Origin of the sequence: Pseudomonas sp. AF03-9 (assembly GCF_020515815.1) — a bacterium.
Lineage (GTDB): Bacteria > Pseudomonadota > Gammaproteobacteria > Pseudomonadales > Pseudomonadaceae > Aquipseudomonas.
Window position 1 is genome coordinate 73,705 of sequence record NZ_JAHPJF010000011.1, and the last position, 20,089, is coordinate 93,793.

Sequence of the window (20,089 nt, forward strand, 5' to 3'; positions counted from 1 at the left end):
CAAGGACACGCACATGCTCGGACGCAAACAGCCAGATGCCAAGCTGGCTGGCCCCACAAGCCCCACGCCCATCAGCGCCGGGGCCGCATTCCACCTGACGGTGAGCTTCATGCTCGCGGTGATCCTTGCGTTCCTGGCCGTGGAAGGCTGGCGCACCTGGCGGGACTACCATGCAGCGTTCGCCTCGGCACGCGACTCCGTCACCAACCTCGCGCGGGCCACTGCGCAGCATGCCGAGGATGCCATCCGCCAGGTGGATGTGTTGACCGCTGCGCTCAGTGAACGGGTGGAAGGCGACGGGTTGCACAATATCGATGTGCCGCGCATCCACAATTTGCTGGTGCAGCAGGCCAAGCTGATGCCGCAATTGCATGGCTTGTTTATCTACGGCCCGGAGGGTGACTGGATCGCGACGGACAAGGAGGTCCTGCCCGAGCCTGCGAACAATGCCGACCGTGATTACTTCCAATATCACCGTACCCACACCGATCCCAATGTGCGCATCGGCGCGGTGGTAAACAGCAAGTCCACGGGGGATTTGATCATCCCGGTTTCGCGTCGGTTGAATAACCCTGACGGCTCATTCGCGGGGGTATTGCTGGGGACGATCAAGGTCAGTTATTTCGTCGATTACTACGGCGATTTCAAAATCGATGACAAGGGCGCGCTGGTGCTGGCCTTGCGTGACGGGACCATCCTGGTGCGACGCCCGTTCATCGCCGCCGTGGTGGGCAAGAGCCTGACCGCGAGCGAGATTTTCAAGCGTTACCTGCCGATGTCCAACGAGGGTGTCGCCGAGGCCAGGGCGGTGGTCGACGACACTGAGCGCTTGTATGGCTACAGGGCCCTTGCCGCATATCCGTTGGTGGTTGAAGCGGGGCTTTCCCGCGAGTCCATCATCGCGCCGTGGCGTTGGGATCTGTTCAAGACCGGCTTTGTGCTGTTCTTCCTGATTGGCGCGTTCACTGTGTTCGGGTGGGTGGTGTTGAACCAACTGCGCCGGCGCATGGTGATGGAGGGCGAGCTGCGCCTGGCCCATCAGTCCATGCGCGACATGGCCTTGACCGACAGCCTGACCGGGCTGGGCAACCGTCGACGCCTGGACAGTGCGCTGCTGGACGAGATTCGCCAGGCCATCCGGCAGCGCTCGACGCTCTCGTTGATCATGCTCGATGTCGATTACTTCAAGCGCTACAACGATACCTATGGCCACGCGGCAGGCGACGATTGTCTGAGTGCAGTGGCTACCGCAATCTTGCAAGCGGTCAAGCGACCCGGAGACCTGGCGGTCAGGTATGGCGGGGAAGAATTTGCCGTGCTGCTGCCGAACACCGATAACCCTGGCGCCGCGACCGTCGCCCGCGACATCCTCGAGGCCATTCGCGCAATGGGCATCGAGCACAGCGCCCACCCACTCGGCCATGTCACGGCCAGCGCCGGGATCGCCAGCGTTCAACCCACCGGGCAACACGTCACGCCGGCCAGCCTGATCACGGCGGCGGACAAGATGCTTTACGCGGCCAAGCAGAACGGCCGCGACCGCTGCTGCAGTGCTTCGGATGAGGAGGGGCAGCCGGTTTAGTGCAAAGCACTCGCGGCGCACCGTGCCTGTTATCCTACGCATCAGGATTCCAAGCCAGAGTGCTTTCAAGGACGTAAATGACTGCGCAAAACACCGTGCGCTATTGGCACGCCGTCGAGTTGCTGCAACCCCAAGCCGCACCCAAGCTGAAAAAGCGCGACAGCGACTACCAGCCGTATTTCCAGGATGTGCCCTCCAGCGCCCAGATCCTGCCGTGGATGCCAGCCAACGCGCTGAGCCGGCAACGGCTGCCGCCCAAACGCACCTGGAGCCACACCCTCTACGCCCATCTTTACGACAACCTGGATGTGGCTCGCCAACTGGAGCGGCTATTCGGTGCTGACCAGGGCTACAAGGAGCCGCAACGGCGCACTTCGGCGCTGTTCGCATTGAAGTTCAATGACCGAGGCATGATGCTGGCCGACAGCCTGGTGCTATCGAGCGAGGCCTGGTTCGTCGGCTGCGCCATCCACCGCAAGGATTGGACCCGCGGTTTCGACGAAGCCCAGCAATCCCTTCGCGAACAGGCCAGCCGTTTGCTCGGCGGCGTGGTCCTGGCCGCGGACCTGGAGCGCCTGACCACCTGCGTACGCCAAGCCTTGGGCCTCGATGCATTTTTCGGGGATAAACCACGTACCCACCGCTTTCGCTCGGCGCCAATCAACCCGGAAAAACCCGAACAGGAAGACGATCCGCTCAACAGTTTCCTGCTCAGCGACCTGGCCGACGTCGCCGACGCCCTGGCGCGCGGCGAAAACAGCCAACCACTCGCCCGCTATCTGAGCCAGCATGACGCCAACCAACGATTGCATCTGGATCAGCCTGGCGCGGACCTGGCGCTGATCGACCGCTTGGCCCCGTCACGTTATGCCGCCGGCTGCTGGCCGGCCGAGCGCCATCTGGGCCTGGTGCACTCCCAGCAACTGGCGGTCAACAGCCTGCTGCAAAACCTGAGCAGCGACAGCGGCGTGATGGGCGTCAATGGCCCGCCAGGCACCGGAAAGACCACCTTGTTGCGCGACTTGATCGCCGCCGTGGTGACCCAGCGCGCCGATGTCCTGGCCTCGCTGGGCAAGGCATCGGACGCCTTCGTCAAGAATGGCCGGGAATCTGCCAATGATGGCGGTCGGGAGCGCTTCGCTTACGTGCTGGACCCGCGCTTGTTCGGCTTCGAAATGGTGGTGGCCTCGTCCAACAATGGCGCTGTCGAGAACGTTACCCTCGAACTGCCTCAGCGCGACAAAGTCGACCCTTCCTGGCTGCCCGACGCCGAGTACTTCAGCGAACTGGGCGAGCTGATCAGCGGCAAGCCGGCCTGGGGCTTGATCTCGGCAGCGCTGGGCAGCAAATCCAAACGTTCACAGTTCGTCGACCGTTTTTTCTATGGCAACGGCGGGTCCACGCCCGACACCCCCAGCCCAGAGGACGTACCACCGCCCAAGGGTATGCGCGAGTGGTTGAGTGAACAGGCACAGCAGATGAAGCTGCTCACATCCGCCGACAAGGCCAGCCACTGGCGTGCGGCCGTCAAACAGTACCAGGACGCCAAAGACGCAGAGCGCTCATTGCGCGCTCAAGCAGACGACATCCTGGAGCGAATCCAAGGCGTTATCAGTGCCAAGGCACGCGTCAAACAACAGGAACATGAGCGCCAGGCACGACTGGCTCAACGGCGTAGCCTCGATGGCGAACACGCCGCGCTGGAATCACAGCAGCTCCCCCCCACCCGCGAACACCTGCAACGTGCCCTCCTGGCGCTCGAAGCGCACCTGGCAAAAAAACCCGGGCTGCTCGCCAACCTGCTCAGCCTATGGGGGGCACACCGTACCTGGACCGCCCACCAACGCGTGCTCGTTGGCACCCATATGCTGGCGAAGGATGCCTTCGACAGCGTGCAGCGCCAGCTGGAACGACTGCGCCTGCAACTTGGCCAGCTCAATCAGCAGTTGGCGGCCGACGAACAGGCTATTGACGAAGCCATACGCCACGCCTCCTTGCAGATAGACAAGGCCCGCAGCGTTGCACAGGCGGGTCAAGCCGAGCATCTGCTGACCTGGCTGGAGCAAGGCCAACTGGGCAGGGGCACACACATCGAGCTGCGCGAACCCTGGATTCTCGAAGGATGGCGTCAAGCACGGGCAAACGTCTTCATCGAAGCGCTGAAGCTACACCGCACATTCTTGCAGATTGAAGCCTCACGCCTGGGCTATAACCTGAGCTTCATCACCAGCCTGCTGACCGGCGGCCGTTACCGTGGTGTATCCCAGGCCGTGATACGGTCGGCTTGGGCTTCGCTGTTCATGGTGGTGCCGGTCCTCAGCAGTACCTTCGCGTCGTTCGCGCGCTCGTTCGGCAGCCTGGGTTGCAGTGAGATTGGCTGGCTGCTGGTGGATGAAGCCGGCCAAGCAAGCCCGCAGGCCGCGGTCGGCGCCCTGTGGCGCGCACGGCGGGCGGTACTGGTCGGCGATCCGCTGCAATTGGAACCTATCGTCACCGTCTCCGACGCGGTGCTCGAACATATGCGCACCCGCTATCACGTCGACGCGCATTGGCTGCCTAACCGACAGTCCGCACAGACCCTGGCCGACCACGCCACACCCTGGGGCCGAATGGCCGGCCCTCAGGGCCAGAAATGCTGGGTCGGCCTGCCACTGGTGGTACACCGTCGTTGCGATCGTCCGATGTTCGACCTGGCGAACCGTATTGCCTACGACGGCGCCATGGTCTACGGCACCATTGCCCCGTCTGCGGCCAAGGAAACCCCCGCTCGCCTGCTCACCGGGTGGGTGCATGCCAGCGGCCCCTCTTCAGGCAACTGGGTCGATAACGAAGGCCACGCCCTGGATCGCCTGCTCAGCGTGCTCGAGGCCGACGGCGTGCCGCCCGGCAGCATTGCAGTCATCACCCCTTTCCAGGATGTCCGTAATCAACTCAAGGACCGCGATCTCGGCAAGCGCGTGCACGGCACCATTCACACCATGCAAGGCAAGGAAGCTGCGGTGGTCATCCTGGTACTGGGCGGTAACAGTGAAAACGGCGGCGCACGCAATTGGGCCGTCTCACAACCCAACCTGCTCAACGTCGCCGTGACCCGAGCCAAGCGCCGCCTGTATGTGATTGGCGACCGCAGCGACTGGCAACAGCGCAATCTGTTCTGTGATGTCATGGAGTTGTTACCTGCCCTTCACCCGGTGACTGCCGACACGGGCGCATAAAAGGCGAAAAGCGTTTTACAAACGTCACAATGCCTCTTCGTTTCGCAGTTGTTGGCGCATGTCATCACAGGCTTTCGACCAATCCGTAAGCCATTGCGGCATGCCTGGCGAATCCTCTGGCAACCCCAATTCGCGGCAGAAGGCAGAAGGTGAAATGGTGCCTTCTGCCGAGCGAAACAGACCGCGCATCACGACAACGGCAACCACGCGTTTGCGACTGATAAATCGATGCTCGAGGTAGCTCCACTTCGCGTCCCAGCCAAGCATCCTCGTATGGATTTCGAAAGACTCGAAAAGCTTCAGTTCACGGCGAAACTTACCCCAGGTGTCTCCAACGATAGGCAACGCCTTGGCACGCAACGCGACCCGAAATGCACCGCTGCGCAGCACATAGTCCATTCGGGCCACATCGGCCAGCGTGAAGTATCGACCGTTGGTAACGTGGCGATTGAAGTCCAGATCCAGAGGCCAGACCCGCAGGCGGGTTACGGTGGTTGCCAACCCATCGACAGGTCTACGCCAAGGTCTACGAAAAAGCAGGAATAAAAGCCGAAACCAGAGATTCATATGCGCCCGGATGTCTGAATGAGCAAAAAACTTTAGAGCAATGCGAGGCACTCAGATATGTCCGAAACTGACTGTTTTCATCCAAGGCGCACAATTGGGTTTGCACGGGTCAGAAGTACATCTACCGTGCCGGCCGGTTAGACAGTGGTCAAACAAGGCTACTGGAAACGTTCATTGCCGCACCAGGCTAGCGTGTGACTTGGTCCTGCTCTTCCGAGGTTTTCAACTTTCTCAGGTACCTCAACAAAAGCCCCAACTATTCAAAAATCAAAAATCTTACGCACACAACAAAACGCTTATATTTTATTTTCAACCCAACAAGGCGCCTTAATACTCCCGGGGAAAAGTGCTGGTTTACCCAAGTAAAATCCCTGCGCCCAATCAGCACTTGCCGCCAGAAGTCTTTGACGATCAGCTGAGCGTTCGACACCCTCTACAATCACGCAAGGCGCCAATGTCTTGCATAGTTTTACAAGGTGTTCGAACGTGTCACTGGCACGCGTACTTTCCCGTGCACGGTGCAAGTACCCCATGTCAATTTTTATAATGTCCGGTTCAGCATCACGCACAAACGACAGCGTACTGAAACCTGCGCCAAAATCGTCGATTGCTATTCGACCGCCCAAGCGACGCATACGCAGGACGAAATCAACCGATGTGTCGCAAGAAGAGATCGACGAACTTTCGGTGATTTCGATAATCAAGCGCCGTGCAATATCAGGCTCGCCTCGCAGGGCATCAAGAATGGGCTCCCATAGAGCGTCCAGCGTCGCACTCTGCGCAGAAATATTGCACCCCAAGCTGATTTCCGGATGGGCCCGCAGCGTTTTTATGAGACTCATCACGACATAACAATCAAGCAAACGAATGGAGCGTTGCGCCTCAAGTATAGGAAAAGGGTTGATATTCATCCGACCACTGACATGCCGCAGCAAACCTTCATGGTACAAAATGCCGGCCGCGCCCACAGCCATAATAGGCTGAAAGGCAAGCCTGAAATGTTTACGCGAAAGTTGCTTATAGAACCAGCGTACGAATTCAGCCTCTTTATTTTGCGTCAGACTACAAAAGTCCAATTCCGAGCTCATGAAACCCCACTAACTTGAGCGCTCTGCCCGATCCAAATATTGGCAACAACCTCCCCGACATCAATTATTACAGCCGCTTGGCTGTAAGGTGCATCCATCACCCAGCAGAATACTCACATCAAAGTTTCAATTTGGACAGTGTTCCCAGATACCATTATCATGTCCGCACACACCGACATAGATAGAGTATTTACTCTGACGTGTTCATTATCGGCTCACGTGAGTGGCGGACGTCAAAGATGCGCAGCATTTCAACAGCTATTTTTGCACCTTTCGTACAAGCACTCGCTCAGAACGGCATTCAGGAAGACCTCATATTCCGCCGCCTCAATGATCTGGTTGAACTCGATGTTTCAACAGCGCATCGCATTGAGTTGGCAGCTGTTTATAACATTCTTGATCTCGCTGTCGAACTCACCGGAAACCCGGAAATTGGACTTGACGCGTATAGTTATAGCCATCTCGGCAGCCTGGGTGCTGCCGGGTACGCAATCATGTCCAGCCCCACTCTGGGAGTAGCTATAGAAAGAGTGGCCAGCTATCACCCTCTTGCCACCGACGGTTCCAGGATCACCGTAGAACGACACACAGGCGTGATACGCGTGAGCGGTTTCGAGGAGGGAATGCCTCATCTTCCGGCCCCTCGATCATTCCTGGATGCCGGTGCAGCACTGTTTATAGGCTTGATGCACTGGTTGGTGCCCCACGTAAAGCCACTGCCCTTGGCAGCGCACTTTCCGTATCCAAAGCCTGCAGACACTCAACGACTCGAGCAGATGTTCGGCTCCGATCTGAGTTTCAACGCCCCTCACATAATGCTCATCTTCAGCAGTGAAATTTTCGATCTGCCCTTGATCACCGCAGACCCCGCACTGGAACTCATCCATTGCCATTACGCCGATGCACAGTTGAGGGCGATCAATGGCTCACCCGAGTTGCAGATACGTCGATACTTATCAGACGCCATGCCCCGTGGAGAGCCATGTACCTTGGAAATGGCGGCCGCTCATCTCGGTAAAAGTGCAAGAAGCCTTCAGAACGCGCTGGAAAAGGAAGGCACAAACTTCACTTATCTCCAGGACGAGTGTCGCCGTCTATTAGCCCGTACGTTACTGCTCGACTCTTCGCGCAGCCTCAAATACATAGCCCTCACCGTCGGCTTTCGCGAGCTCAGCAGCTTTCATAAAGCCTGCCTACGCTGGTTCGGCGCGTCGCCGGCGCAGTTGCGCGAGGCCAAACACATTCAGCCTTGAAGAATACAGCGCAAGAGCACAATGCACGTGTGCGCCCTTGCGTGCCATCCAAGTGCTGAGCGCCAGTCAGAACGGTATTTCCCCGTCAATATTTCCCACCACATTCGCCTGTCCCCACCGAAACTTTCCAACGAAAGAGGTCGAACCGCCCACTCGCTAAATCGCAGGCAAAAAAAAGCCACTCGTTAGAGTGGCTTTTTCATAATGCTTGGAGCGGGAAACGGGTCGTTTGCTGTTCATCTATGCCTCTGAATAGCTTTATCTCTATCCAAAATAATCGCTTTCAATGGACAGGATTTCGGACTGCTGAATCGCCCCGGATTACGCCTCCAAACCGCCATCAACAACGCATCAATGGCTAGATCACTGGTCATCTGCGATTTCATTGACCAGCCAACGACCTGACGAGAAAACAGATCCAGCACCACCGCCAAATACAACCAGCCTTCATACGTACGGATGTAGGTGATGTCGGTGACCCAAACCTTGTTGGGTTCCACGACATCGAACTGACGCTTCAGCAAATTGGGTGAGGCGACCGCTGGCTTACCGCCATACTTTCCTGCGCGACGTCGATAACCTGTCTGAGAGCGCAGTCCCTCAAGACGCATTAGCCTCGCCACACGGTGCCGACCACAGTCTTCACCGACCTCGCGCAGATCATCATGAATTTTGCGATAGCCATAAACTCCGCCGCTCTCTAGCCATGAATGCTTGATCAAACCCAGCAGTCGTTGGTCGTCTTTAGCGCGTGCAGATTGCGGCTCAGACAACCACGCGTAATAACCACTGGGGTGGACTTTCAGCGTCAGGCACAGCCGTCGAATCGAATAGTCCCCCGCGCGCAGCTTGATAAAGGCGTACTTCAGCCGCACTCCTTGGCAAAGTACGCGGCGGCCTTTTTTAAGATGTCTCGCTCTTCAGTGACCCGCTTGAGTTCAGCTCGCAGACGACGCAGTTCAGCGTGCTGATCATCGTCCTGCTGTCGCTCTTCTAGAGGTTTGCTGTAGCGCTTTATCCAGGCATAGAGGCTATGCGTCGACACGCCAAGACGTGCTGCCACATCGGCGACGGGCAGCTTCTTTTCGATCACTTGATTGACCGCTTGGATTTTGAATTCTTCGGGGTAACGCGGGTTGCTCATGGCACCTCCTAATAGGCCTCAGTTTAAGGCAAAGAGGTGTCTACGAAACCCGGGGCGATTCAGTTGACGATATTCATACACCAGCACCTTAGCGAATCAAATGTTCAGTGAGAAATGACAGCACAGCGTCATCCATGACTTTTACGTCCTTATGCCGTGAAGAGTATTGATAAGACAAAGCCCCCCCCTGCGCGAAAATCCGAGTCGCTACATAGCTATTACCCATATCACTGACAAAAACGACAACACCATCCTTTCCATGAAAGCGGTATACCTCTAATGAGCCAATGATATAAACATCGATATCATCGATGTGTCTCTGCGGTGCAAGCCCTGCAATTACCCTATCCTGGTCATATAGTTCAGGATCAACATGACTCACCCGCAAAATAGCCAACTCCCTGTCCAGGACTCTTTCGCCGACCAGTTTCATGTCAGGATACTGAACGTAGAGCGTCAATGTACTGCCGTCGCGGGTAACGATGCGCTGACACTCTGTCTTTGAAAATCGAACTTGAAAGACGTTTCGCTACCCTGCCCCTTGCTTTCAAATATGCAGGGCACCGTGGCACTCCCTTCAAGTGGAATCGACGCAGCGATCATTGCAGCTATAAGTATTATCGGTTTTAGCTTCACAGAGTATGTCATCGTAAAAAGGCCCATTAACCTATGACGGTATGTACTACACAAGATTGCCCCCCCAAATACTTCGCCTAACACTCCTACAAACGCTGCATCAATGTTTGACTTTTGAGAGAGCAAAGGTGCTCAAGGCGTCAATGACTGCCGACCATTCCTTGATTTTATCCGGCGACATTTGGGCCTTCGTAAGAACCCCTGTATGTTTAATTACAAAATAAGCCGTACAACTGGAACGCGCCTTGCCCGTTTTTTCACGTTGACAAGAAAACACCAATGGCACTTGTCCCGCCTTACGTAGCCAGTAATAACCATTTATCACGCCGGGCATGTATTCATTGTCTCTTTCCTGAAAATACAGCCCCGATGTCTCCCGATAATTGTCCAAATATTCTAGAGCAGACGCAGGTTCATCCAGCAGGGCGTCGATCATTTTCTCAAGATGGCCATCGACAAAAGACGCACTCTCAAGTGTTAGCACCACGCCTTGAAATTCCCCATAGGGGATCTTCGTATATTCATCAGTGCTAACAGACCGCAACTCCGGCCACGTCAATGGCATCGACAAAGAGGAAAAGTTGGCGTCACAGCCTTTTTTGTTTTCTGTAAAACCTTTCTCCCAAGAACTTTTCCCCTCGTACTCAGGCCAAAACAAAACGTAGTGCCTGGGCACTTCTATCACCGTGCCTGATATTTTCCCGCATACCCAACCTGGACGATTGCCTGCTGAAGAATCTGTCTCACTGTGTCCGGTTTCTTTCATTTGAGACCACGCAGTAAAAACAATCACTGCCAACGCAGCGCTCAGACACATCAACACAATGGCCGCCATCCCTCTTGATGCCTGCCAAAAAAACCTGAAAACCCCGCGCAGACGTTGGCACCAAACAACATTCAAGCGCATACAAACGCCTCTAAAACGACCAATCGAATCATGCTCCACTACCCCGACCGTGTTTGTTCAAGGACTCTGAAACCGCCCCCTGGAAACCAAGCCCTTGTCTCTATAACGGTTCGAACCGCGCAAGACCGAACCCCATCGGCCTAACGCTCCCGCAAACTCTCTTGAACATGCTGCTGCAACGGGCTCAAGAAGTAATCCAACACCCGCCGCGAATCGGTCTTGACCTCCGCCGTCACCGACATGCCCGGCGACAGCGCCACACGCTGGCCCTTGATGTTCAGATAATTGAGTGGCGATCGGCAACGTCTGGCGCAAGCTCGCCACCTGTACCTGCGCCGCCTGGATGTCCGCCGTGCGTTGCAGAATCTCGGCGTCAGCCAACGCCAGTTGGCTGCGATACTCCTGGTACTGCCCTTGCAACCAGCGCTCGGCGCCCAGCGTTTGCTCAGCGCTGGCCACCTGCAAGCTATCGCGGGCCAATACCGGCACCTGCTGCGCGTCGATGGCTTGCAGCATCGCAGCACTGCGCGCGCGGTCGATACGCGCTGCCAACAAATCGCCTTGAGTGCCGCGTATCTCGGCATCGGCCGAAGTGGCATCCAGTTCGATCAACACCTCGCCCATCTGCACCACCTGGCCATCACTGACGTGGATCGTCTTGATCAGTAATCCCTGGCTGCGTTGTAGAGCTGACGCTGGGCATTGAGCACGTCGGCCGTATTGCGTGAGCCCAACTCGCGCCCGACCTGGTTGGCCTTCACGGAAGCCTGGCTGGACAAGATCGCCTGGCGCCTGGCGACCACTTGCTCGGTATCGGAGTTGATTGCACGGTGCAGGTTGCGCACGGTCTGTACCACTTCACGGCGTTGATCGTCACGTTCGTCCTCGCTCTGTGCCAGGCGCTCGGTCGCTTCGCGCACCTGAGACCGAGTTGAGCCGCCCGAGTACAACGGGATATTAAGCTCAAGCCCGACGCTGCGTTGCGCGACGTCACCGTAGTATCCGGAGCGGCCAAAGTCCGTGGGGTTGCTGTAGCCGAAGTTGTCGTTGTCGCCCTTGCGATAGGACACCACGGCATCCAGCGTTGGCGCAAAGCCAGCCTTGCGCTGGCTGCGCGTATGCTCGGCGGCGGCAACGGCATAATTGCTCGCCAACAATGCGAAATTCTGCTGCACCGCGCGGCCGACCCAAGCGTTGGCGTCATTGGACTGCGGCGTTTCGATGGGCAATTGGTGCGCAATCGCCTCAATGGATGCATAGCGTTGGCGGGTCAGCCGAGAGAGCGCTTCAAACCCGTCCTCGACTTTTCGTTCGGCCAGCTTTCGGTTGGCGCTGGCGCTATCGAATGCGGCCTGTGCGTCCAGTGCATCGGTGATACTTGAGGCGCCATTGTCCAATCGCGCCTGGGCTTGTTGCTGTTGGCGCAACAATGCAGCCTCTTCGGCCTTGGCGGCAGACAACAGATCTTGTGCGCGCAACGTTTCAAAATAAGCCTGTGCGGCACTGAGGATCAACGCTTGTTCCTTGGCCGACAGCTCCAGTTCGGCCTGGGTGGCCGTGGCCTTCGACGCTTCCAGCGCGAACCAGCGATCCAGGCGAAACACCGGTTGGTTCAGATTGGCCTGGAACACCTTCTGGTTCCGAGTGCGGGTCAAGGCGGGCTGATCACGCTCCAGCCGCACCGCTTCCACCGTGGCGCCCGCGCTGAGGGTGGGCAGCAGCCCCGCCAACGCCTGCGCAACCGCCTCGCGCTGCGCACCGAAAGCGTGGCGGGCGGCGGACAGTCTTGCATCGTTGAGTACGGCCTGCTGGTAAACCCCCATCAGGTCGGCGCGCGGCACATGTTCCTCGGCAAGCGCGGGAGTGCCGACGTACAACATCCAGCCAAACGCACAGCAAATCCTTATGCAGACGCCCATGACACTCCACTTCCATTAGCCAGACACTTCAAACCGGCCCGGATTGTAGAGCGTCGATTGTGACGATTTAGAGTCCGCTCGGTTGCGCCGGATCAAGCAGTGTGCGCCCCTGCTCCCACAAGCCCATCATGCGCCCCTGCTGCCCCGGCACACCGGCCGCACGTCCCGAAGTTCCCCACTGCACCTGGAAGTAAGCGCCCTCTTCAAACAGCCAGATCCACTAGGCCGATTGCAACAGGTCAGGCCCGAAGAACGTCGCGCCGCCATTGACTTTCAGCACCGCTGGCGTGTGCGGATTGGCGGCAAGTACGTCCAAAATGCGCCCGGCAACGATCTGAATGCCGCTTCAGCCCCCCCAAAAACAGCCGGCACCGAACGTCGCCTGCTCAACAATCACGTCTTGGCGAAAATCAGTCATGCGCTGACCACCGCTTCGTTTGGCAGCAGATGCGCATGCAACTGCGCAATATGTTCAGGCCCGATACCGCAGCATCCACCGACAATACTGGCACCCGCCGCTACCCAGGTTCTGGACCAGTGCAGGTAGGATTCAGGGCCCAGGTCGCGGCGAATCTCCAGCAGCGTGCTGTTGGCCTTTGCCTCTGTGCTGACAGGCGGAAACGCGTTTGCGTAAACCCCCAGCTCGATGCTTTGATCGAGGCGCAGAAGGACATCCCCCGCCACCGCCAGCGCCGCTGCCATGACTTCCGGCTGGCTGCAATTGAACAGCACCGCCCTCGCCCCCAATTCGACCGCTACGTGTACCGCCTGGGCGACTGACTCCGAGGAACGCAATCGCGGTGGCTCGCCGGCTTCATCAAGCAGCGTGAACGACAGCCAAAGCGGTTTCGATTCTGCGCCAAGCGCCTCGACGACTGCCCGGACTTCAGCGATGGAACTCTGGGTTTCCGCCAGCCACACATCAACGTGCGCCTGCAATCCGGCGATGAGCTCGCGATGGATCACGACCGAACGTTGATGATCAAACAAGTCAGGTCGATAAGACCCTAGCGCCGGCGGCAACGATCCGGCCACCATGACCGGTTCGGTGCTGCCGGCCGCCGCCTGACGAGCCAGGCGTCCGGCCCGCTCGGCCAGCACACGGCCCTGCTCGGCAAAGCGCTCATCACCGATGTGAAACGGCACCACCGCGTAGCTGTTAGTGGTAATGATTCGCGCACCGGCCTCAATAAATGCCTGATGAGCCTGCAGCACATAGTCAGGCGCCTCGATCAACGCGAGGGCCGACCATTCCGGCTGGCGAAACGGTGCCCCGATACGCTGCAATTCGCGGCCCATGCCACCATCGAGCAAACGCAAGGACGCCTGGCTCATTGGATCGCGCTCACTTTCGGCGCCGAGGCGGCGAGCCATTGATCAACCGTGGCACTGTTCGCCTGTACCCACGCCTTGGCCGCGACGTCCGCTGGCTGTTTTTCCTTTTCGATCTTCAGGATCAGCTCATTGAGTTGCGCAGGTTCGATCGCGACATTACGCAGGAACTCGGCAATTTTCGGTGCGCGTTTCTGCAAGGCAGCGGACGCCAGGATATGCACCTTGGCATCCGGGAAGGCGCAGGTGATCTGACTCTTGTTCAGCCAGTCCGGGTCGACGGTCGGACTGATGAATTTCCAGCAACCATCAGCCTTGTAAAGCGGGTCATCTTTTTTGTTGTCCTGGGCGTAACCGTCGAATGCCGGCTCTTCCAGGCGACGCAGGTCAAAGGCCGAAAAGATCCAGTCCGGGGTGTAGGCATAGAACACCACGCCACGTTGCGCCTTGTAAGCCGAGGCGAGTTTGGCGTAGGTCACCGAGGCTTCGGTGGACACCGACTCGAATTTATCGGCAAACCCGTAATCCTTGGCCTTGATCTGGCCGATGTAAGTCGACTCCCAGCCCGCCGGCCCCACCAGCAACTCAGCCTTACCGCCGCCCAGTGGCTCAAAGAGCTTGGCCACTTCAGGTTTTTTCAGGTCGTAGATGGATTTGACCCCGTACTTGTCCTGCAAATAACCGGGAATGTAAAACCCTTGTTCGCCCGCATACGGATGAGTGTTCGGCACCAAGGACCGGGTGCCGCCCGTGACGTATTTAGCCCAGGCTGCCGACTGGTTAGGCAGCCAGATATCGGTCAGTACGTCGACCGAACCGTCGCCTTTGGCGGCTGCGCTGAACAGCACCGCGACATCCCCGGCCAGATACGACACATCGCCATCCAGTCGGCTTTTGATTACCTCACCAAGGATGTGTTGAATGGCGATAGCCCCCGTCCAGTTCTGCTCGCCAATGACAATTTTGTCCTTGGCGAAGACGGTGGCCGGGAGGATCAAGGATGCCAGCAATGCGGCCGCACCGAAGGTACGCGACAGATGTGTCTTCACGATAAATCTCTCAGTTAGTTGTGCCGGTGGTCTTGCTTGCGCAAGCTCGATTGAATGATTCGGTCAGGGATCAGTGCACACAGGACGATCGCCACGCCGGCGAGCACGCCTTCGCCGCCCTTGATGTTGCGCAGCGCCGTCATCACGTCATAACCCAGGCCGCCGGCGCCGATCAGGGCAGCGACCACCACCATCGACAAGCTCATGACGATGGTCTGGTTGATCCCCAATAACAGCGAGCGGCGAGCCAAGGGCAGTTGCACCTTGATCAGGGTCTGCCAAGGACTGGCACCGTGTGCCACCGCCGCTTCGACAACATCCTTCGCAACTTCCTGGATACCCAGCGACGTCAGACGAATCATCGGCGCCAGGGCGAAAATCACGGTCGCGATCACGGCGGGGGTCTTGCCGACAGAAAAGAACGCCACGGCAGGAATCAGGTACACAAACGTCGGCAGGGTCTGCATGACGTCCAGCAGGGGCGTAATCACCCGCCGTAAAAGCGGACGCTTCGCCAGCAGGATGCCGGTGGGTACGCCAATGACCAGGGCAATCAGTACCGAAGAACCGACCAGCGCCAGCGTGGCAATGGTTCGCTCCCAAAAGCCAAACAGGCCGATGTACAACAAGGCTGCGCTGCTGGTCAGTGCCAGCGGCAAGCCAGCTGAACGCCACGCCAGAAACACCAGCGCCAGTGCCGAAACCGGCCATGGCAACCAACCTAGGAGGTTTTCAATGCCTTCGATGACGGTGCGAACGGCAACGATCACGCCGACGAATGCACCCTCGAACGTCACCTGCGACCAGCCAATGAATTCATCAATGCTCTGTGCCGCCAGCAGCAAGGCCTGGCGATTGGCCGGGAACTGCAGCAACACACCAGTGGCGTCAGGTGTGACGACGCGCCAGATCACCAGTGCCTGACTGACCACCAGCACAGCCAAAGGCAGCCCCCAACCCGATACGTTGCGTAGCACAGGCTGGCGGCTCAACGAGAGCGCTGTGAAACGACTGGCCGCGAACACCATCACCGCCGCCAGAATCGCCAGCCATGATGAACTGGCAATGCCCTGGGCCAGTGCCGCTAGCGCTGCGAGTTCAACGGCGAAGCCGAGCCAAAACAAACCGCCCTTGCCTCGCGCAGCAAGCGCAGCAGGCCCCAGCAACAATGCCTGCCACCCGCGCAAGCCGGGCTGGACGTGCGGCCCACGAGGAGCGGTTTCGGGGGGCTGAAGGCCAACGCTGTCGACGCTGTGAAGGGGTGTATGGGTTGAATTGAAGTCCCGGAAAAAGTCCGCAACTTCGGCGTCAACCGGATGCTCGAGCAACTGTTTGGGCGTGCCCAATTGCACCAGCCGTCCTCGGCGCAGCACTGCGATGCGGTCAGCAAGGCGTATGGCTTCGGCCGGGTCATGGGTGACCAGCAATGTGCTGATACCACGCTCACGCACCAGTGCCAGGAAATGACTTTGCAGATCGCGTCGAATGGTCGGATCCAGCGCACTGAACGGCTCGTCCATCAGTAGAATGTCGGGATCAGTCACCAATGCGCGTGCCAGGCCAACCCGTTGCTGCATGCCACCGGACAACTCATGGGGATAATGTTCGCCCCACCCCTCCAGACCTACCGCCTGCAACTGCAGAATAGCCGCAGCATGACGAATCGACTCGGGTTCACCACGCAATTCGAGGGGCAGCGCGACGTTGTCCAGCACCGTACGATGGGGCAACAGGCCAAAATGCTGGAACACCATCCCGATGCGGCGCGATCTCAAGTCGCGCAAAGCTTTGTGGCTCAAACCGCTGATGGTCTGCCCTTCGATCAAGACATCGCCACTCGAGGGCTCAATCAAGCGATTGATATGCCGCAGCAGCGTGGATTTCCCGCTTCCTGATGTGCCCATCAGGCACAGAACTTCACCGCGCCGCACCTTCAAACTGACATTGCTGACGGCCGGCAGCACTGACGAACCTTTGCGCAGATAGGCTTTGGTGACGTCTCGCAACTCAAGCACAACGTCGGCCTCATTGGCGTGATCGCTGGAGGGTTGCGCACGCTGTTGAGATGAGTCGATCCGGGCAGTTGCCAAAGAGGTTTGAATAAGTGTCACAGAAGCTCCGGGCAAGCGACCCCTGGATGCGGGCAACGCGCTCGCCCCAGAGTAGAAAATTGGCTGAGCCTCAGGCCATGATCCGAACACCGTGTCCTGAAGCAAAAAAGCGCCGCGCAGGGAGCGCAACGCTTTTCACAGACATAAAGCTAATCGATCTTAAAAATAACAAATAAATATCTTTTTGGAATTAACTTAAGCCTTCTCGCTCCGGCTATCTGCGTCTGATTATTAAAATAAAAATAACTAAAAGGTATCAATAAGTACAAAATATGAATTTATAGTTATAAAAGTGTCGGAAACCGCCTTTCTCGAGCATTGGGCTTTCGAAGGCGTGGCCGTGTTGTCGGCGAGCCGGAGCAAACGCCTGGTCAGCGCCAACGGTGCATTTATCAGCTGCGCACTTTATCAACTGAAGCCAGCTCAACCGGACGAACCTGGACGCTGATCAAGTTTTTTCATCAGCCTCTGGAACGCCGCCAGCACCTGTGCAGGCCGCTCCAACATCAATTGATGACCACACCGCTCCAACACCTCAAAGCTACCCGTTGGCAGCTGTCGGGCGAGCGCTTCCCCCCCACTGGAGGGCGTCAGCCCGTCGCTGTCTCCCGCTAACACATAAGTCGGCAACGTCAGTCGGGCCAGGGCATCGGCGTCGGGCCATTGGGCGTTTTGCAGTAGAGACTTGAACACATACAGACGATTGCGACGGGTCAGGTTTTCCTCGTAGGCCACCAGCCGGGGATCGGCTGCGCAGTGCCACGCACGCTGACGAAAGCCCTTGGCCAGCAACGGCCGCAGCAGCTCCAACACCCAGGCAGGCAGAGACATCAGACCACCACGGCTCAACGGGCGATGCAGTTGTGTGCCTAGCAACAGGGCGCCATCCATGGTCACCTGCGGCAACCTGCGTGGAAGCTCCAGCAAGGCACTCAACCCCAGTCCGGTACCAAAGGAATGTGCAACCAGGATATTCCGACGTGCAGCGTAGCGGCTCAGTATTTCCAGCTGATCTGCCACCAGTTCCGACCAGGCATAGGCCTGCGGCTGGCGCGGCTTTTCACTATCGCCGTGCCCCAACAGGTCCCACGCCACCAGGCTGTATCCCTGATCGGACAACGACTGCCATAACTCGCGCCATTGATCCTTGTGGCCGCCACCACCATGCCCGAAGAACAAGACTGTATCTGCCTGATGCGTGCCTGGTTGATAAGCGATGCTCAGGTACCGTCCTGGACGGATTTCCACCCGCTCGCCCCGCACCAGAGGTAAATCAGAAAATGCGTGTAAATCAGTCATGAGTGGGACAAGCCTCTTTGAATTCAAGGTTTTGAGGAGTGACTGTCGAAGGGAGGACGGTTCTGGAGAAGCCACGCAATAAGGTCTGGGTATAAGCGTGTTGCGGATGGACCAGTAGCGTTGCCGCTTCCCCCTGCTCCACCACATGCCCGCCCTGCATCACGGCAATGCGATCACACAGTCTGGCGGCCACTCGCAAATCGTGGGTGATGAACACAATGCTCAGCTTGAGCCGACGTTGCAGGTCTTCAAGCAACTCGAGAATCTGTACCTGGATCAGCGCATCCAGAGCGGAAACGCATTCGTCCGCGATGAGTATTTTCGGCTCCACAGCCAAGGCACGGGCGATACCGATACGTTGGCGCTGGCCACCGGAGAACTCATGGGGATAGCGCTCGAACGCCGTGGCGGGTAGCCCAACCAACGCCAAAAATGAGCGCGTGCGCCGCTCGGCCTCGGCCTTTGAGTGCCCCTGTTCAGCAATTCACCCAGGTGCTGCTGCCGGCGGCGTTGCCGAGTATCGCCACCGGCGTGCTGCACGCGCTGGCATTCGCCTGGGTCACCGCGATAGGCAGTGAATTGTTCCTGTCCTCCGGGTCGGGCCTGGGCAATCTGATGATGAACGCAGAGGCCGGCTCGCGCATGGAAGTGATCGTGCTCAGCGTGCTGTGCATCGGCTTGCTCGGCTACCTGATGACCCTGTTATTCACCCTGCTGAGCCGCCACCTGTTGCGCTGGCGCAACCTCCGTTGAAAGGCCCTGATATGAACGCAATCGCTTCCCCGCTATACCTGCAAACCGGTGCGCTGCAGATTCGCGGCCTGAACAAGACATACCAGATCGAAGGCCGTCCACTGCCGGTGTTGCACGACATCCAGCTCGACGTGCGCCCTGGCGAGTTTGTCAGCATTGTCGGCGCCAGCGGCTGCGGAAAATCCACTCTGCTGCGACTGATTGTCGGCCTGGAAGCCGAATACGGAGGCGATATTTTGCTGGACGGCAAACGTATCGTCGCCACCAGCCTGGAACGCGGCATCGTGTTCCAGGACCATCGCCTGTTCCCCTGGATGACCGTCAGCCAGAACATCGCCCTGGCCCTACCACAAGCTGGCCCAGGTGGAGAAAGACCGTCAGGTAGCTGAACACATCACGCTGGTGAACCTTGAAGGATTTGAAAATGCCTACCCCCATCAGCTCTCCGGCGGCATGGCGCAACGCGCCGCGATCGCCAGGGCGCTCATCAACAAACCCAAAGTGTTGCTACTGGATGAACCGCTGGGCGCCCTCGATGCCTTGACCCGCGTGCACCTGCAACGCGAACTGCAACGCATCTGGGTACAGCAGCGTTGCACGGTGATTATGGTCACCCATGACATTGAAGAGGCGTTATACCTGGGAGATCGAGTGATCGTGATGGACGCACATCCGGGCCGGATCAAGCATGAAATCCGGGTAGACCTGCCCCATCCGAGGGATCGGACATCATCAGTGCTACAGGGGTACAAGGAGCAGTTGCTGGAAGAATTGGTAGGGCATTGAACCTGCCGCTTACCGGGCAACTGGAGCAGGCCACCACCCGCTACCTGGCGTTTCATCATGGCGATTGCGGTGTGCGGGATCATCGGCGGGCCGCTGTCGACTTCGATCATGGCGCACTTCGCCGGTGACTTTCGCAGCCGTGGCAAGAACGTTGGGGTGATGCACGCTTGCGGTCACGACGCGCATATGGCGATGGCGCTAGAGGTTGCCGAGGTGTTGGCGGCCCATCGCGAGCAACTGCCAGGCACGCTCAAGCTGATCTTCCAACCGGCCGAAGAAGGGCCGCCGCTCGGCGAACAAGGCGGTGCGCAATGGATGATCAAGGACGGCGCGCTGCAAAGACCGCCAGAGGCATGCGACCTTTCCGTGGACCGGCATCGACCCTGTACCCGTCGTGCCTGCAATCGGTCTGCTGATCGCGGATTAGTCCACAACGATGGGTGAGCGT

At 58.2% G+C, this 20,089-nt stretch carries 14 protein-coding genes and 5 pseudogenes; 8 read left to right on the top strand and 11 right to left on the bottom strand.

All coding sequences use genetic code 11. The features are described 5' to 3' along the window. Positions 1-13: 13 nt before the first annotated feature. Together LIY36_RS14235 and LIY36_RS14240 are read left to right on the top strand one after the other, a co-directional pair. Positions 14-1,582, top strand: coding sequence for a sensor domain-containing diguanylate cyclase (locus LIY36_RS14235; protein ID WP_226456038.1), 1,569 nt, complete (start codon positions 14-16; stop codon positions 1,580-1,582). A 77-nt stretch (positions 1,583-1,659) separates the two neighbouring features. Then, the gene (locus LIY36_RS14240; protein ID WP_226456039.1) at positions 1,660-4,797 is read left to right on the top strand and encodes a DEAD/DEAH box helicase; all 3,138 of its coding nucleotides are present in this window, start codon (positions 1,660-1,662) and stop codon (positions 4,795-4,797) included. A gap of 24 nt (positions 4,798-4,821) precedes the next feature. Here LIY36_RS14240 and LIY36_RS14245 read toward each other — a convergent pair whose 3' ends face one another. Then, on the bottom strand, positions 4,822-5,364 hold the full coding sequence (locus tag LIY36_RS14245; protein WP_226456182.1) for a thioesterase family protein: 543 nt from the start codon (positions 5,362-5,364) through the stop codon (positions 4,822-4,824). A 296-nt stretch (positions 5,365-5,660) separates the two neighbouring features. Beyond that, entirely contained in the window at positions 5,661-6,452 is a 792-nt protein-coding gene (locus tag LIY36_RS14250; protein ID WP_226456040.1) for an EAL domain-containing protein, read from the bottom strand. Between the two features lie 239 nt (positions 6,453-6,691). Between LIY36_RS14250 and LIY36_RS14255 the strand changes: the two genes are divergently transcribed. Next, on the top strand, positions 6,692-7,705 hold the full coding sequence (locus LIY36_RS14255; protein ID WP_226456041.1) for an AraC family transcriptional regulator: 1,014 nt from the start codon (positions 6,692-6,694) through the stop codon (positions 7,703-7,705). Between the two features lie 317 nt (positions 7,706-8,022). Here LIY36_RS14255 and LIY36_RS14260 read toward each other — a convergent pair. The 3 genes and pseudogenes from LIY36_RS14260 to LIY36_RS14270 form a co-directional block, all read right to left on the bottom strand. After that, a pseudogene (locus LIY36_RS14260) lies at positions 8,023-8,849 on the bottom strand (IS3 family transposase); the annotation flags it as partial. An 88-nt stretch (positions 8,850-8,937) separates the two neighbouring features. After that, positions 8,938-9,282 carry a hypothetical protein gene (locus tag LIY36_RS14265; protein ID WP_226456042.1) on the bottom strand — a complete coding sequence of 115 codons (345 nt, stop codon included), beginning with the start codon at positions 9,280-9,282 and terminating at the stop codon, positions 8,938-8,940. A gap of 303 nt (positions 9,283-9,585) precedes the next feature. Next, positions 9,586-10,392, bottom strand: a complete 807-nt coding sequence (locus tag LIY36_RS14270) for a hypothetical protein (protein WP_226456043.1) — start codon at positions 10,390-10,392, stop codon at positions 9,586-9,588. Between the two features lie 285 nt (positions 10,393-10,677). Here LIY36_RS14270 and LIY36_RS27640 point away from each other — a divergent pair, with 285 nt between their 5' ends. Beyond that, positions 10,678-11,061, top strand: coding sequence for a hypothetical protein (locus tag LIY36_RS27640; protein ID WP_230412767.1), 384 nt, complete (start codon positions 10,678-10,680; stop codon positions 11,059-11,061). Here LIY36_RS27640 and LIY36_RS14280 read toward each other — a convergent pair. The 4 genes from LIY36_RS14280 to LIY36_RS14295 all read right to left on the bottom strand — a co-directional run bounded on the left by LIY36_RS14280 (position 11,055) and on the right by LIY36_RS14295 (position 16,767). Then, on the bottom strand, positions 11,055-12,272 hold the full coding sequence (locus tag LIY36_RS14280; RefSeq protein WP_226456183.1) for a TolC family outer membrane protein: 1,218 nt from the start codon (positions 12,270-12,272) through the stop codon (positions 11,055-11,057). The two genes, LIY36_RS27640 and LIY36_RS14280, sit on opposite strands and share 7 nt — an antisense overlap. A gap of 453 nt (positions 12,273-12,725) precedes the next feature. Next, on the bottom strand, positions 12,726-13,646 hold the full coding sequence (locus tag LIY36_RS14285; protein WP_226456045.1) for a homocysteine S-methyltransferase family protein: 921 nt from the start codon (positions 13,644-13,646) through the stop codon (positions 12,726-12,728). Continuing rightward, positions 13,643-14,692 carry an ABC transporter substrate-binding protein gene (locus LIY36_RS14290; RefSeq protein WP_053139792.1) on the bottom strand — a complete coding sequence of 350 codons (1,050 nt, stop codon included), beginning with the start codon at positions 14,690-14,692 and terminating at the stop codon, positions 13,643-13,645. The genes LIY36_RS14285 and LIY36_RS14290 overlap by 4 nt, the downstream gene beginning before the upstream one ends. Before the next feature lie 14 nt (positions 14,693-14,706). Further along, the gene (locus tag LIY36_RS14295) at positions 14,707-16,767 is read right to left on the bottom strand and encodes an ATP-binding cassette domain-containing protein (RefSeq protein WP_226456184.1); all 2,061 of its coding nucleotides are present in this window, start codon (positions 16,765-16,767) and stop codon (positions 14,707-14,709) included. Between the two features lie 322 nt (positions 16,768-17,089). Between LIY36_RS14295 and LIY36_RS14300 the strand changes: the two are divergent. Beyond that, positions 17,090-17,239 (top strand): annotated as a pseudogene (locus LIY36_RS14300) (helix-turn-helix domain-containing protein); the annotation flags it as partial. Here LIY36_RS14300 and LIY36_RS14305 read toward each other — a convergent pair. Further along, positions 17,227-18,102: an alpha/beta fold hydrolase gene (locus tag LIY36_RS14305; RefSeq protein ID WP_226456046.1), complete on the bottom strand. Its 876-nt coding sequence runs from the start codon at positions 18,100-18,102 to the stop codon at positions 17,227-17,229. The pseudogene LIY36_RS14300 and the gene LIY36_RS14305 overlap by 13 nt on opposite strands. Beyond that, positions 18,095-18,577, bottom strand: a pseudogene (locus LIY36_RS14310) (ATP-binding cassette domain-containing protein); the annotation flags it as partial. The pseudogene LIY36_RS14310 and the gene LIY36_RS14305, both read right to left, overlap by 8 nt. Before the next feature lie 2 nt (positions 18,578-18,579). Between LIY36_RS14310 and LIY36_RS14315 the strand changes: the two are divergent. The 3 genes and pseudogenes from LIY36_RS14315 to LIY36_RS14325 all read left to right on the top strand — a co-directional run. Further along, positions 18,580-18,855, top strand: a pseudogene (locus tag LIY36_RS14315) (ABC transporter permease); the annotation flags it as partial. A gap of 11 nt (positions 18,856-18,866) precedes the next feature. After that, positions 18,867-19,641, top strand: a pseudogene (locus tag LIY36_RS14320) (ABC transporter ATP-binding protein). A 57-nt stretch (positions 19,642-19,698) separates the two neighbouring features. After that, positions 19,699-20,085 (top strand): M20/M25/M40 family metallo-hydrolase, encoded by a 387-nt coding sequence (locus LIY36_RS14325; protein WP_226456047.1) that lies wholly within the window; start codon positions 19,699-19,701, stop codon positions 20,083-20,085. The last annotated feature ends 4 nt before the right edge of the window (positions 20,086-20,089 follow it).

What these genes read in the sequence shown, in the direction of transcription:
- LIY36_RS14235 (WP_226456038.1), top strand. Translation starts at nt 14, where the DNA reads ATGCTCGGACGCAAACAGCCAGATGCCAAGCTGGCTGGCCCCACAAGC.
- LIY36_RS14240 (WP_226456039.1), top strand. Translation starts at nt 1,660, where the DNA reads ATGACTGCGCAAAACACCGTGCGCTATTGGCACGCCGTCGAGTTGCTG.
- LIY36_RS14245 (WP_226456182.1), bottom strand. Translation starts at nt 5,364, where the DNA reads ATGAATCTCTGGTTTCGGCTTTTATTCCTGCTTTTTCGTAGACCTTGG.
- LIY36_RS14250 (WP_226456040.1), bottom strand. Translation starts at nt 6,452, where the DNA reads ATGAGCTCGGAATTGGACTTTTGTAGTCTGACGCAAAATAAAGAGGCT.
- LIY36_RS14255 (WP_226456041.1), top strand. Translation starts at nt 6,692, where the DNA reads ATGCGCAGCATTTCAACAGCTATTTTTGCACCTTTCGTACAAGCACTC.
- LIY36_RS14265 (WP_226456042.1), bottom strand. Translation starts at nt 9,282, where the DNA reads ATGAAACTGGTCGGCGAAAGAGTCCTGGACAGGGAGTTGGCTATTTTG.
- LIY36_RS14270 (WP_226456043.1), bottom strand. Translation starts at nt 10,392, where the DNA reads ATGCGCTTGAATGTTGTTTGGTGCCAACGTCTGCGCGGGGTTTTCAGG.
- LIY36_RS14280 (WP_226456183.1), bottom strand. Translation starts at nt 12,272, where the DNA reads ATGTTGTACGTCGGCACTCCCGCGCTTGCCGAGGAACATGTGCCGCGC.
- LIY36_RS14285 (WP_226456045.1), bottom strand. Translation starts at nt 13,646, where the DNA reads ATGAGCCAGGCGTCCTTGCGTTTGCTCGATGGTGGCATGGGCCGCGAA.
- LIY36_RS14305 (WP_226456046.1), bottom strand. Translation starts at nt 18,102, where the DNA reads ATGACTGATTTACACGCATTTTCTGATTTACCTCTGGTGCGGGGCGAG.
- LIY36_RS14325 (WP_226456047.1), top strand. Translation starts at nt 19,699, where the DNA reads ATGGCGATTGCGGTGTGCGGGATCATCGGCGGGCCGCTGTCGACTTCG.